The organism is Neisseria sp. P0001.S005 (genome assembly GCF_051963715.1).
The window spans coordinates 1-527 of sequence record NZ_JBQCTZ010000541.1; the positions used below are offsets into that span (position 1 = coordinate 1).

The following is a 527-nucleotide window of genomic DNA, read 5'->3' on the forward strand; positions in this document are numbered from 1 at the left end:
GAAGTCGAAGGCGCGCTGGCGCACCTGCACGGCAGCATTGTCGATCAACGCGAAATCGGCACGCATTACGTCTTTTTCGTTCAGATCAACGAAATCCGCAATACCGATACGCAAGCGCCGGCATTGCTGTATTTCCGTAGGCAATTCAAATCTTTGGCATAAATAAAGGTCTCATGCCGTCTGAAACATCGGTTTCATTTTTTCAGACGGCCTGAGACCTTTTCTGTTTCACACATTATAGGCACCCCCATGAAAGCAATGATACTGGCCGCCGGTCGCGGCGAACGCATGCGCCCCCTGACCGACCACACGCCCAAACCCTTACTCGAAGTAGCAGGCACGCCGCTTATCGGCTGGCACTTACGCCGCCTGCGGAAGGCCGGCTTTACTGAAATCGTCATCAACCATGCCTGGCTTGGCCAGCAAATCGAAGACACCTTGAAAGACGGTTCAGCCTACGGCGTACACATTGCCTATTCTCCCGAGCGCGCCGGAGGCCTGGAAACTGCCGGAGGCATTGCCACCGC

2 protein-coding genes are annotated in these 527 nt (G+C 55.2%); both read left to right on the plus strand.

What is annotated here, in order from left to right; all coding sequences use genetic code 11:
- The coding region (locus tag ACTHSP_RS21545; RefSeq protein ID WP_440346947.1) for a flavin reductase family protein at positions 1-162 on the plus strand (162 nt) is incomplete at its 5' end.
- A gap of 87 nt (positions 163-249) precedes the next feature.
- Positions 250-527, plus strand: a 278-nt coding sequence (locus ACTHSP_RS21550; protein WP_440346946.1) for a sugar phosphate nucleotidyltransferase, incomplete at its 3' end; no start/stop codon positions are given.